Genomic DNA, 12644 nt, shown 5'->3' on the forward strand with positions numbered 1-12644 from the left:
GGTGTGTGTCAGAATTAGAAACGATTTTACCCGTTCCAGTTTTAATTGTTGAAGATGAAGGACTGATTCAAGAACGGTTAAAAAATATATTGACAGAACTGGGCTATAGCAAAGAGATGCTCATTTTTGCCAAAAACTTGCAGCAGGCGTTTACCGAAATAGAGCAGCAACCTGTTTCCCTGGCTTTGGTAGATCTGGGGCTTCCTGACGGCAATGGCATAGAGCTGATTGAAAAGCTGCGTGCACTGGATAGCAATGCCAATGCCATGATCTTGGTGATATCGGCCTGGAGTACTCAGGAAAGTTTATTTTCAGCAATCAAGGCAGGTGCGACAGGTTATGTCCTGAAAGAACGTGATGATGCAGAAGTACTGTTGTCTATTCGCAGTATTTTACGCGGCGGTGCGCCAATTGACCCTTTTATTGCCCAAGAAATTTTAAAACAGATATCGGCTGCGATCATACCGCCAGCGGATGATCAGAAAATCATGGATGCCGATACGGAACTGTTAACCAGCCGGGAAACTGAGATTTTGAATCTGGTGGCTCTAGGTATGAGTAACCGGGAAATTGCCGAACAGCTCTTTGTTTCTAAATATACGGTTGAAAGTCATATCAAGCATATTTACCGGAAATTGTCGGTGAGCAAAAGAACAAAAGCCGTCAGTGCAGCACGATCCTTAGGGATTTTATGAAGCGGTTGATTGTGCATTATTTTTTAATTTTTGTTCTTAGCCTGCTGAGTCAAGTCAGTCATGCGGAAAGAACTGAAAATATCAATGCGCAATGTGCAGTGCACATTCATTCTATTGATACCGTTAAAACCAGTTCTGTCAGCATTTTACCCAAGCAAGGCTGGGAGTCTGTGGATTTACCCGATCAATGGAATAAGCGGTGGCCAAATTATAATGGCGGAGTCTGGTATAAGATTCAATGGAGCTGGTCATGTCAGAATCAGGCCAGACTTGCCGAGCCGATTGCTTTTCTCATTCATTATATTAATTCTGCGGGTGCAGTTTATTTAAACGGCGATTTACTCTGGAAAGATAAGCATTTACAGGAGCCGCTGTCAAAAAGCTGGAATATGCCGCGTTACTGGGTTTTACCGATAGCAGGATTAAACAGCGGCGAAAATGAAATTTTAATTTATGTGAATGGCTTGGCTTTCCAGTCTCCGGGTATTGGCCAGATTTCTTTTAATAATGTACAAAACATTTACGAGTCATATCAAAGTCAGGTATGGAATCGTCGAACTTTATTTTTAATTAATCTCATTTTATCCATTACCTTTGGCGTGATCTGTTTTGTGATTTGGCTCTTGCGTCGAAAAGAGAGCACTTTTGGGTGGTTTGCCTTAAGTTCCTTTTTATGGGTGCTCTTTATTTCCAATATACTAAGCACAGAAACATTTCCCTATCCCAATGTATTAATTGCAGCACAGGCCAATTTGGCTTTTTTTGTTCTTTATGTCTTAAGTTTCTGTATTTATTTATTCAGGTTTATCCAGAAGTGCTTTATTAAAGTTGAGACGTTTTTTGGGGGAATGACGGGACTGATTATTGCAGGTATTTTCCTCACCCCACAGCAGTCCGTTTCCTGGGTTTTTGGACTGATATTTTTAATCTATGTTGGCGTACTTCTGAGTGGTTATTTATATGTCTGTTACCAAGCCATTCAATCGAAAAGAACAGATTATATCTTTTTGGCCATTTGCCTAAGCGCTATTGTCATTTTTATGATTTTTGACCTTTTATTATTATCCGGTGAGATTGTAACGGATATTCGACCATTATCTCCCTATACTGGACCGGTGATTACCTTTTTTATGGTGATTATATTAGGTTCAAGATTGGCCCGTAATGTTAAAAAAATTGAAACTTTTAATGCCCAGTTGGAAATGAAAGTTCAGCAGGTCAGTAATGATTTAAGCTCCAGTTTAAATGAAAAACATCAATTAGAGCTTAAAAATGTCAAGCTGCAAGAAAGAATCAATTTATCCCATGATTTGCATGATGGTTTGGGTGCATCATTGGTTCGCTCGATGATTTTAGTGGATCAAAGTACGCATAATATTTCTAACAAGCAATTTTTATCGATGCTTAAATTATTAAGGGATGATCTCCGACAAATTATCGATAGTGGTTCATCTGCGGATAATAAAATTCCAGTCAGTCCGGTATTGTGGGTGGCACCCGTTAGGCATCGTTTTAGTCAGCTTATGGATGAGCTGGATATCCGTTCTAAATGGATTTTCCCGCATGAATGGCAAGCCGTGCCGAGTGCTTTGCAGTGTCTCACTTTAATACGGGTACTGGAAGAAAGCCTGACCAATATTATTAAACATAGTCAGGCCAAGCAGGTAAAAATAGTGATGGTCTATATTCGGGAAAACCAGTTTATTTTGAGTATAGAAGATGACGGTGTCGGTTTTGATGCGGATAGTGTAGCGCAACAGGGATTAAGTATTGGCATGCGCAGTATGAAAATGCGTTTGGAGCGCATAGGGGCGGAATTGAAGTTATCTTCTGAGCCGGGTTGCACCATCATTCAGGCGATTGTTCAGCTGAAATAAGCAATTCAATTTTCCTTGATTTTTAGATAGCATTCGCTATGCCATCATTTTATAAAATCGGCAAAAAATTAGAATTTTTTCAGCGCTTTTACTTTTGATTTTTCCCAAATTAAATTAAAAAACGGGAATATGAATAATGATTTTTCTTTTGGGAACGGTGAGAAATTTTAATCTGTATATCTGAAATGCTGCAATATAAAATAAGGGGGGAAATGAATTTCCCCCCTTATGTGCTGTTTACTCTTCTTCTGCGGCAGGTAACAGCATCAGAATGGATTCATTGAGCAAATTCACAATGTCTTCCAGCATGTCTGGATCATACAGATTTTCATCCAGCAATACTGAACCGCCATCCGCCAACTGTTTTAAAATTGGGGAAAAAGCTTCAGAAATACAAATGCCTTCACCATTGGCCCAGAACAGCAGTTCACCTTCAGCTTCAGTATAGAGCAGGCGAGATGCCGGCTCGAGCATGAGTGAATAGCCCTGATCCAACGCTTCTTCCAGGTCACCTGTACCAATGGCTTCCGCCTCTGGAATATTTTCAGGATATTTTGGTTCTGACATCAGGCTCATCAGGGCATCTTCAAGCACGGCCGGATTTTGCAATTGCGCCAAAAGTTCAGTTTTTAAGTACTCAAGTTCATTCTGTGTGATTTGACCAATCGGGCTGATTTTGTCACGCAGAATGTCTTTTAACGGGTTCTTGAGCAATTGATCAGCAGCAAATTTATCACTGACACGATCCATCATTTCTGCCACGTTCGGCATGCGGAAACCGAAAGAGAAGGTCAGGCAGTCATCTTCCGCTACGCCGTAGTGCGATAAACCCGGTGGTACGTATAGCAAATCACCCGGGGCAAGCACCTCATCAAAATTGACGTCCATGTCCGGGAGTAACTTTAAAGGTTGCCCTTCAACGAATTCAGTTTCGGCATCACACATTTGTCCCAGTTGCCAACGACGGTGGCCGTAACCCTGTACAAGGAACACATCATAAAAATCGAAGTGTTTACCGACAGAACCTCCTTTTTGTGCATATGACACCATGATGTCATCGCGACGCCACTGCGGGATAAAAGGAAATTTCTTCCACAGTTCTGCCAGATCAAATGAATAATGATCTACCGCCTGAACCAGTAGGGTCCAGAGTTTTGGCATCTTCTGGAAGTCTGCCTTAATCAAAGGTGAAGATTTGACTGACCATTGGTTTGGATCTTTATCTTTTTGCTTGATGAGGCGTGCGGTAATGTTTTCATCTAACGCCAGTTCCATGACATCATCAGGGACTAAAATATTTTCAATTTCAGGAAGTGCGTTACGAACAAGGAGAGGTTTTTTTTGCCAATATTCGGCAAGGAATTGTTCGGCAGTGATGCCGCCGAGTACATCTAGAGGCTGGGACATAAGATAAAAGCACCTATAAATTTATGCTTATTGTCTATGGAGTTGCAGGTGAGAGCAAGTTGTAAATCAGTTGGCAAGACTTCTTGTACTGTGTTACGGGAGTGAAATCATGGGGGAATTTTTTATTGATAATAGCGCAATGCTAGGCATGAATCCTGGACAGGAAAAGTTTGAACAAGGAGGGTGGAACCCTCAAATAAGCCAACCTTTCAAGTCATGGAAAGATTGGCCTAAGCAGAATTAGGGTTAAGGCACCAGCACATTCAACTGACGCAGGATATGACACAACTGAATCATCGGCATACCCATCAAAGTGGTTTGATCTTGCCCGGTCATCTGTTCGAACAGACTAATGCCGAGGCTTTCACACTTAAAACTGCCTGCGCACATTAAAGGTTGATCGACTTCAATATAACGTTCAATTTCAGCATGACCGAGTTTACGGAACTTGACCTTATAGTGTTCAACCAGTGTTTTTTCAAAGCCAGTGGACTGCTGTTGCACACTTAATGCGGTACTGAAATAAACGATTTTGTCCGAATTGGCCTGTAACTGCTTGATCGCTTTTTCCACGGTCAATGGTTTGCCAATAAAGATATCGGGAGCACCTTCACGCCAGGCCACCTGATCGGAACCAATCACGATTGCTTCGGGATACTGTTCTGCAATCGTTTTGGCCTTCTCAAAAGCCAGTCGCTGGGCCAAATGATCGGCATGATCTTCACCACGAGGGGATTCATCAATATCCGGCACCATACATTGATAATCAATACGAAGACGATTCATCAAGTCTTTACGGGTTTGACTGCTTGAAGCCAAAATAATTTTGGGAGTACTCATTACACTGCATATTCCATAAGCACATCAAGCGGAACATAGGAGAGCACAGCCTGATGGCAAGCTTGTATTTTAATAGGCGGAGCAATACCAGCCTGATACGCTTCAACCCAACGGGTCACACAAATACACCAGAAATCCCCCGGTTCTAGACCTGGAAAATCAACCTCCGGAAGAGGTGTGATCAGGTCATTCCCTACTTTTTGCGAAAAATTCAGAAACTCAGCGGTCATTTGTGCACACATTGTATGCTGTCCGAGATCTGTGGTGGACGTATGACAAAAGCCGTTACGAAAATAGCCGGTAATAGGAGAGTAGCAACAGCTTGCCAAGGGTTCGCCTAATACATTCAGGCGATTGATATTTGGATCTGGGTGAATAGACATAAGTTCTAAATCATTGTGTGGCTTTTGACTATGATAATCAAAACTTTGTCTTTCGACAGCTTTTCTGCAAAAGATGCTAACCTTTTTCTACATAATCATTTAAAATCGGGGCGTTTTTTATATCTATAAAGTGAGCTATACATGAACTTTCAGCGTATGACTGACCTGGATTTGGCAGGTAAGCGTGTACTAATTCGTGAAGATTTAAACGTTCCTGTTAAAAACGGTGTAATTACCAGTGATGCACGTTTACGCGCAGCATTACCAACCATTAAAGCGGCCGTGGAAAAAGGTGCAGCAGTAATGGTTTATTCACACCTTGGTCGTCCAGTTGAAGGTGAACCAAAACCTGAACAGTCTTTGGCGCCAGTTGCAGCGTACTTAACTGAAGCTTTGGGCCAGGAAGTCAAACTTTTCACTGATTATTTAGATGGTGTTGAAGTTGCAGCAGGTCAAGTGGTATTGCTTGAAAACTGCCGTTTCAATGTAGGTGAAAAGAAAAACAACCCTGAACTTGCACAAAAATATGCAGCACTTTGCGATGTATTTGTGATGGATGCCTTCGGTACTGCACACCGTGCAGAAGCTTCAACTGAAGGCGTGGCACGTTTTGCAAAAGTCGCAGCAGCGGGTCCTTTACTTGCAGCAGAACTGGATGCTTTAGGCCGTGCACTTAAAACCCCTGAAAAACCAATGGTTGCCATTGTTGCGGGTTCTAAAGTATCAACTAAGCTTGACGTACTCACTTCACTTTCAGACATTTGCGATCAAATTATCGTAGGTGGTGGTATTGCCAATACCTTCCTGGCTGCGGCTGGTTACAACGTGGGTAAATCACTGTGCGAAAATGATTTGATTGATACTGCAAAAGCCATTGCAGCAAAAGTATCTATCCCGCTTCCAACTGACGTTGTGGTTGCAGATGCTTCTGAAATCAACTTCGACGACTTCCTGGGTTCATTGGCTGCGGCTAAAGCCGTTGTGAAAAAAGTTGAAGATGTTGCAGACAACGACATGATTTTAGACGTGGGTCCGGAAACTGCAAAAGCATTTGCTGAAATCCTGAAAACCTCTAAAACGATTCTCTGGAATGGTCCTGTTGGCGTATTTGAAGTAGATCAGTTTGGTGAAGGCACTAAAGCCTTGTCACTGGCGATTGCTGAATCTGACGGTTTCTCTATTGCAGGTGGTGGCGATACTTTAGCGGCAATCGATAAATACAACGTTGCAGACCAGATTGGCTATATCTCTACTGGTGGTGGTGCATTCCTTGAATTTGTTGAAGGTAAAACACTTCCAGCGGTTGCTGTGCTTTTAGAACGTGCTTAATACATTCTTTTAAAAGTAAAAAAGGTTGACTGCGGTCAGCCTTTTTTCATTCCTCTTTCATTTCAGTGATTCATTTTTTAGTCATAAAAATGCAATATAACTGCAATAAAATTCCGGTCATTAAATCTCCTGTGGTAGGAAAATGTGATGAACCTAAAATTAACACTTGCAGCACTTGTGATTTTACCTTTGGCTTTGACTGCCTGTGCCAAGAAAGATGAAGCACCTAAAACTGAAACTGCCGCTTCTGCAGCAGTAGATGAGCAAACCACACCAGAACAGCAAAAAGCGATTGATGCCTTGGATAAGCCTGTCCTGGATGAAAAAAATACCGATGTACCTGCTGAAGTGGCAAATGCACCAGCAGATGAAGCGACTGCCGCTACCGATGAGGCTGCTTCTACAGCAACTGCACAGTAAGTTTGTGTTTTTTGATCTAAAAGTCCCTGCATAAGCAGGGATTTTTTTTGAAATAGTGTGTTTAGTTGCTGAATTGAAACCTGAGTCCATGTAGAATATGGCGCATTACCTGGGAGGATATTATGGCTCTAATCTCAATGCGCCAGCTCTTGGATCACGCTGCAGAACACAACTACGGCGTACCAGCGTTCAACGTAAACAATTTAGAACAAATGCGTGCAATTATGTTGGCCGCAGACGAAACAAATTCACCTGTCATTGTGCAAGCATCCGCGGGTGCCCGTAAATATGCAGGTGCTCCATTCTTACGTCACCTGATTTTAGCTGCGATTGAAGAATGGCCACACATTCCAGTGGTAATGCATCAAGACCACGGTACAAGTCCTGACGTATGTCAACGTTCTATCCAGTTGGGCTTCTCATCTGTCATGATGGACGGTTCTTTGGGTGAAGATGGCAAAACCCCAACTTCATACGAATACAACGTAGACGTGACTCGCCGTACTGTTCAAATGGCGCACGCTTGTGGCGTTTCGGTTGAAGGTGAAATTGGCTGCCTGGGTAGCCTTGAAACCGGTATGGCGGGTGAAGAAGATGGCGTAGGCGCAGAAGGCGTACTTGACCATTCTCAACTGCTGACTTCTGTAGAAGAAGCACGTTCCTTTGTTGCCGATACCGATGTAGATGCGTTGGCGATTGCGGTAGGTACTTCACACGGTGCTTACAAATTCACGCGTCCACCTACAGGCGACATCCTGGCGATTGACCGTATTAAAGAAATTCATGCGGCATTACCAAATACCCACCTTGTCATGCACGGTTCAAGCTCTGTGCCACAAGAATGGTTGGCTGTAATCAATGAATTTGGCGGCGACATCAAAGAAACTTATGGTGTGCCTGTTGAACAACTGGTTGAAGCAATCAAACACGGTGTTCGTAAAATCAATATCGATACGGACTTGCGTTTGGCATCGACTGGTGCAATGCGCCGTATGATGGCTGAAAAACCAAGCGAATTCGATCCACGTAAATTCTTTGCAGAAACTATTGTTGCAATGAAACAAATCTGTGTAGATCGTTATACAGCGTTTGGTACTGCAGGTCATGCAGACAAGATTCGTCCAATTTCTTTGGAGAAAATGGTCAGTCGTTATAAATAATCCATAAAGATTATCTATAATCAAAAGCCCACATCAATTGTGGGCTTTTCTGTATCTAATTGCTAAAGCATGATAAATAGGGGAAATAAGGCAAAAGATGGAACTTATATTGGCTGCAGCATGCTGTAGTGTCGTCATCTCAATTTTGTTGAAATTATGCAAGGCCAAAGGTTTTGATGTCTTGCAGATGATTGTCTGGAACTATGCGTCTGCAAGTGTACTCTGTTTTTTATGGTTTAAGCCCGATTTACAGCATATATCAGTCATTGATACGCCGTGGTGGCTGATTGTGGTGCTGGGTATGCTATTGCCGAGTATTTTCCTGTGCTTGGCGAAATCACTGCAATATGCCGGTATTATCAAAACGGAAATTGCCCAGCGCTTATCGGTGGTGTTATCCCTGCTGGCAGCATTCTTTATTTTTCAGGAACAGTTTAATGGCTTGAAAATCATCGGGATCGGATTGGGAATTTCGGCTGTACTCAGTATTTTATTTTCACATCAAACGGCAGCGCAAGGGCAGCCATTTTCAAAGCAAGGCTTGCTCTATCTGGCTTTGGTCTGGTGTGGCTATGCGCTGATTGATGTGCTGCTCAAGTATACTACTGGCTTGGGTGTGCAGTTTGCCGTGGCACTAAACTTGATGTTTATCTGTGCCTTCATTCTGTCATTGGCGTATATTGCCATGACCACGAAAACAGCAGGAAGTAGTCAAAATATTCTGGCTGGATTGGGGCTGGGAATCTTAAATTTTGCCAATATAGCCCTGTATGTCAAGGCGCATATGTTGTTAAAAGACACGCCTGCAATTGTGTTTGCAGGCATGAATATTCTGGTGGTGATCTTGGGTACTTTCAGTGGCTTAATGCTGTTTAAAGAAAAATTGAAACCTGCAACAGCATTCGGTCTGGCTTTAGGTTTGGTAAGCGTTATTTGCTTAGCTTATACCATGTCTGTCTGATATAGCTCGATACAAAAATGAAAGGGTGCTGCAGAAAATCTTGCTTTTCTGCCATACCCAATAATAAGCCATTTTGATGACAGACAGGGCAGGCAGGATAGTGATGATTTTCTTGCTGATAAAGCTGAAGATAATATTGCTGGCAATGAGGACACTCAAATTTCATTGGCATGGAATAAATAAAGACATGCGGAATCTCTTAAAAATTTTAATCGTTATAAATAGGTTTGAAGCAAAAAGCAGACCATAAAATCGTCAGCAAATAAATGAAAATTGTTCGTAAAGCTAAAATTTAAAATAGATTTTAGTTGGTATTAGATTCATGAGTGTGGCATGGATGCCACACGTTTCCCATCACGACAAGGAAGTCGTGTATGGGAAACAAAAGGTTTTTGTCTACTTTTGACCTTTCAAAAGTAGAGAGATTGCCTACGAGAAGGTACAAAAAATTAAATCATTCAAATGAGGCCGTGCTGATTTAAAAAATCCAATATTGAACATTTTTTGATTTATGAAAGAGATCTATCGAATCAATCACGAGCGTTGAAAGCGCTGTAAGGTATCTTTCCAATAGTAGTTGACCAGAACAACAGGATGTTTGAATAGATCTTGCATTTCAATTGTGCCCTGAAGTTGACCGGGTTGCTGACAATCAGGGCATGTAGGATAAGAGGTCAAAATAGCATCTGGGCTGTATTTGTGCATGTAAACCGTTTGGCAAGAGGGACATTCAAATTTTATCGGCATTTTAATAGCTGAAAGCATGATAGGGACTACCGTTTATTTTTTTGCCAATATACCTGAGTCCTGTTGCAAAAATAAGTCCCGAAATGACATGGAAGGGGCTCATAAGCCCCTTTTATTGTAATTTTTTTTAATCACAGCTTGGTGAAAATTTCTTCACGGCTCAGACGTGACTTGGGTAATTGAGCGTTGAAATCATTTTCACTACGGTAACCCAGGGTCATAATCACCGACAGAATTAAACCTTTTTCATCTAATTCCAGTTCCTGGCGGATGATCTGTTCATCAAATCCGCCAATAGGCGTGGCATCAACTCCTTCAATACCTGCGGCCAGCAGTAGTTGACCTAACGCAATAAAGGTCTGATTTTCTGCCCAGCGCTGAATATCACCTTTTTCATTACGGTAATAATCCACATATCCGCTGCGGCTGTCTTTCTGACCCTGTTTGGCTTTTTCATCTTTAAAACGGCCACTGACATCATCCTGAGTAAGCAGGGTATCTAAATGCTGTTCACTGATATCTGCTTTGGTACAGAACAGAATGGTGTGAGAAGAATCTAAGACTTTAGGGGCATTATAAGCATATTTACCCACTAAAGCCTTGGCAATGCGCTCTTTGGCAGCTTGATGATCGGCAATAAAAAAATGCCAGGGTTGAATATTGATGGAGGATGGCGTGAGACGCAGAATTTCCAGTAAACGTTCAAATTGTTCCTGTGGAATTTTTTTGGAAGCATCATATGCTTTGGTGGTGTAACGTGTTTTTGAAATGTTTAATAAATCCATGAGTGACATTTCCACTATTAAATTTTTAATGATTTTACCTGATTCTTGGCTGAAATGGCTTGGAAGAATTTTTAGATAATTTATATCCTAAGATAAAGAATGTCGGTATTGAGGTTGGTATAGAATAAAAACTTAATAAAATGAATTATTAATAGCTATATACAATGATAAAATACGAAATCTATATTGGTACTTTTTGTTAAATCACGTTTAATCGAATAATTACATCGCCTGTAGACCGAGTCAGACAATGATAGATGATACAAACCATTTTAAAAGAAAATTAAAAACCCAACAGCAGATTGGCTTATGGGTGGGTTTGGCCGATGCTTATGGAACTGAAATTGCGGCCAATGCCGGTTATGACTGGTTGCTGATTGACGGTGAACATGCACCGAGCGATTTAAGAACCACACTCTCTCAATTGCAAAGTATAGCGGCTTATCCTTCACAAGCCGTGGTGCGTCCACCCATTGGCAGCGTACAGCTGATTAAGCAGCTTTTGGATATTGGGGCACAAACTTTATTGATTCCCATGGTGGAAACGGTTGAGCAGGCTGAGCTGATGGTGAAAGCGGTACGTTATCCGCCAGAGGGGATTCGTGGCGTGGGAGCGGCACTGGCACGTGCGACGCGCTGGAACAGCATTCCTGACTATTATGCCAAAGCGCATGAAAATATTTGCCTGCTGATTCAGATTGAATCAGTGACAGGCTTAGAAAATCTGGACGAGATTTTAAAAGTGGATGGCATTGATGGCGTGTTTATTGGCGCTGTAGATTTGTCTGCGACCATGGGTTATCAGGGTAATCCGAATCATCCGGAAGTACAAAAAGCCGTAATAGATGCCATTCAACGCATTCGGGCATCAGGTAAAGCAGCGGGAATTCTATCGACTGCGCATGAAGTGACGCAAAAATATATTGATTTGGGTACCGAGTTTGTTGCGGTGGGTGTAGATACCAGTGTCTTGATGAACTCTCTGCGTGAACTTTTAGCCAAATACAAAGATGGTACTGAAGTGGTTAAATCTGAAGGTGGCTATTAATTTTTAATATTTTATATCGGCTTCTAAATTGTACCTGAGGGACTCCCAGCAACTGTAATTATAGAGTCAGGAGTTCTGTGGGTGCTTTTTTGGTTTTGCCTTGAAAAGTATGGCCGCTTGAAACCCAAGGCATTTGTCATTCACAAAACCGGTTTTACTTTTGGTCAGCTAAATTTTTTTCATCGCAGAAACATTACAGCGTAGTTCCCGACAGATTGTGAATGACATAGTCGAGGGATAAAAGCTGATAATGGAAATTTATATTTAATAAGCCCAGGTCTTTAATTCTAATTTTACATTTTTTTGTTCAGGATTGATCTCTAAAATCTGTGCCGAATGTTCGCGCCAGTCCCCCAGTACAATCCTTTTTTTAGCCTGAATATCATGTATCGCGGGGCGATGTGTATGACCATGAATTAATACGTCAACATGTTCTAAGGCAACGTTCACCGCGAACTGATTTACATCCATAATGTCATAAGATTTGACTTGCTTGGTTTCAGCACTTTTTTTACGGAAACCATTGGCCAGTTTTTGCCGAAAACTTAAAGGCATACGTTTTAAAAAACCTAACAGCAATGGATTGCGAATGATCTTGCGGAATTTTTGGTAAGACACATCATCGGTGCAGAGTAGGTCGCCATGTTCTAAACGGTATGTGGTGTCGGATATTTTTAAAATGGCGGGTTCAGACAGCAATGTGCCCTGGAATTGTTTTAAGAATTTTTTGCCGAGTGCGAAATCACGGTTGCCAGCCTGAAAATATACCTGATTGCCGGCCTGATGAAACTTTTGCAGGGCATGGACAATGTCATCCAGCCAGGGCGCAGTGTAGTCATCGCCAATCCAGGCATTAAACCAGTCACCCAAAATATAGAGCTGGGTATTTTTATCTTTATAACTGTCCAATAAATCCAAAAACCCCCGAACGAGTCGAGGGTGTTCAGGTGACAAATGTAAATCAGAGATAAACAGATAGGTCACGTATATTC

General features: G+C 41.8%; 12 protein-coding genes. 7 read left to right on the plus strand and 5 right to left on the minus strand.

The window, feature by feature from the left end:
- The first annotated feature begins 5 nt into the window (after window positions 1-5).
- Together BLP85_RS07015 and BLP85_RS07020 are read left to right on the plus strand one after the other, a co-directional pair.
- Window positions 6-695, plus strand: a complete 690-nt coding sequence (locus tag BLP85_RS07015; RefSeq protein ID WP_092819405.1) for a response regulator — start codon at window positions 6-8, stop codon at window positions 693-695.
- Complete coding sequence (locus BLP85_RS07020; protein ID WP_092819406.1) at window positions 692-2572, plus strand: sensor histidine kinase; 1881 nt, start codon at window positions 692-694, stop codon at window positions 2570-2572. Before BLP85_RS07015 ends, BLP85_RS07020 begins: the two co-directional genes overlap by 4 nt.
- 237 nt (window positions 2573-2809) lie before the next feature.
- On the opposite strand, the gene BLP85_RS07025 is transcribed toward BLP85_RS07020, so the two are convergent.
- The 3 genes from BLP85_RS07025 to BLP85_RS07035 all read right to left on the minus strand — a co-directional run bounded on the left by BLP85_RS07025 (window position 2810) and on the right by BLP85_RS07035 (window position 5202).
- The gene (locus BLP85_RS07025; protein ID WP_092819407.1) at window positions 2810-3979 is read right to left on the minus strand and encodes a ribosomal protein uL16 3-hydroxylase; all 1170 of its coding nucleotides are present in this window, start codon (window positions 3977-3979) and stop codon (window positions 2810-2812) included.
- Between the two features lie 246 nt (window positions 3980-4225).
- On the minus strand, window positions 4226-4819 hold the full coding sequence (locus BLP85_RS07030; RefSeq protein WP_092819408.1) for a Maf family protein: 594 nt from the start codon (window positions 4817-4819) through the stop codon (window positions 4226-4228).
- A complete protein-coding gene (locus BLP85_RS07035; RefSeq protein ID WP_092819409.1) occupies window positions 4819-5202 on the minus strand; it encodes a DUF2237 family protein in 384 nt (127 codons plus the stop codon). The genes BLP85_RS07030 and BLP85_RS07035 overlap by 1 nt, the downstream gene beginning before the upstream one ends.
- 141 nt (window positions 5203-5343) lie before the next feature.
- Between BLP85_RS07035 and BLP85_RS07040 the strand changes: the two genes are divergently transcribed.
- From BLP85_RS07040 to BLP85_RS07055, 4 genes are all read left to right on the plus strand, one after another.
- A complete protein-coding gene (locus tag BLP85_RS07040) occupies window positions 5344-6531 on the plus strand; it encodes a phosphoglycerate kinase (protein ID WP_092819410.1) in 1188 nt (395 codons plus the stop codon).
- Window positions 6532-6678: 147 nt separating this feature from the next.
- A complete protein-coding gene (locus BLP85_RS07045; protein WP_092819411.1) occupies window positions 6679-6951 on the plus strand; it encodes a hypothetical protein in 273 nt (90 codons plus the stop codon).
- 122 nt (window positions 6952-7073) lie between these two features.
- The gene (gene fba, locus BLP85_RS07050) at window positions 7074-8111 is read left to right on the plus strand and encodes a class II fructose-bisphosphate aldolase (RefSeq protein ID WP_092819412.1); all 1038 of its coding nucleotides are present in this window, start codon (window positions 7074-7076) and stop codon (window positions 8109-8111) included.
- Between the two features lie 97 nt (window positions 8112-8208).
- Complete coding sequence (locus BLP85_RS07055; protein WP_092819413.1) at window positions 8209-9072, plus strand: DMT family transporter; 864 nt, start codon at window positions 8209-8211, stop codon at window positions 9070-9072.
- 878 nt (window positions 9073-9950) lie between these two features.
- On the opposite strand, the gene nfsB is transcribed toward BLP85_RS07055, so the two are convergent.
- A complete protein-coding gene (nfsB, locus tag BLP85_RS07070; RefSeq protein WP_092819416.1) occupies window positions 9951-10604 on the minus strand; it encodes an oxygen-insensitive NAD(P)H nitroreductase in 654 nt (217 codons plus the stop codon).
- Window positions 10605-10854: 250 nt separating this feature from the next.
- Between nfsB and hpaI the strand changes: the two genes are divergently transcribed.
- Window positions 10855-11652 carry a 4-hydroxy-2-oxoheptanedioate aldolase gene (hpaI, locus tag BLP85_RS07075; protein WP_171259672.1) on the plus strand — a complete coding sequence of 266 codons (798 nt, stop codon included), beginning with the start codon at window positions 10855-10857 and terminating at the stop codon, window positions 11650-11652.
- Window positions 11653-11916: 264 nt separating this feature from the next.
- Here hpaI and BLP85_RS07080 read toward each other — a convergent pair whose 3' ends face one another.
- Complete coding sequence (locus tag BLP85_RS07080; RefSeq protein ID WP_092819417.1) at window positions 11917-12636, minus strand: UDP-2,3-diacylglucosamine diphosphatase; 720 nt, start codon at window positions 12634-12636, stop codon at window positions 11917-11919.
- Window positions 12637-12644 lie beyond the last annotated feature (8 nt).

Origin of the sequence: Acinetobacter kookii, assembly GCF_900096895.1 — a bacterium.
Taxonomy (GTDB): domain Bacteria; phylum Pseudomonadota; class Gammaproteobacteria; order Pseudomonadales; family Moraxellaceae; genus Acinetobacter; species Acinetobacter kookii.

Coding starts and splice junctions, on each gene's coding strand:
- BLP85_RS07040 (WP_092819410.1), top strand. CDS start 5,344: ATGAACTTTCAGCGTATGACTGACCTGGATTTGGCAGGTAAGCGTGTA.
- BLP85_RS07045 (WP_092819411.1), top strand. CDS start 6,679: ATGAACCTAAAATTAACACTTGCAGCACTTGTGATTTTACCTTTGGCT.
- BLP85_RS07055 (WP_092819413.1), top strand. CDS start 8,209: ATGGAACTTATATTGGCTGCAGCATGCTGTAGTGTCGTCATCTCAATT.
- BLP85_RS07035 (WP_092819409.1), bottom strand. CDS start 5,202: ATGTCTATTCACCCAGATCCAAATATCAATCGCCTGAATGTATTAGGC.
- hpaI (WP_171259672.1), top strand. CDS start 10,855: ATGATAGATGATACAAACCATTTTAAAAGAAAATTAAAAACCCAACAG.
- fba (WP_092819412.1), top strand. CDS start 7,074: ATGGCTCTAATCTCAATGCGCCAGCTCTTGGATCACGCTGCAGAACAC.
- BLP85_RS07030 (WP_092819408.1), bottom strand. CDS start 4,819: ATGAGTACTCCCAAAATTATTTTGGCTTCAAGCAGTCAAACCCGTAAA.
- BLP85_RS07020 (WP_092819406.1), top strand. CDS start 692: ATGAAGCGGTTGATTGTGCATTATTTTTTAATTTTTGTTCTTAGCCTG.
- BLP85_RS07025 (WP_092819407.1), bottom strand. CDS start 3,979: ATGTCCCAGCCTCTAGATGTACTCGGCGGCATCACTGCCGAACAATTC.
- nfsB (WP_092819416.1), bottom strand. CDS start 10,604: ATGGATTTATTAAACATTTCAAAAACACGTTACACCACCAAAGCATAT.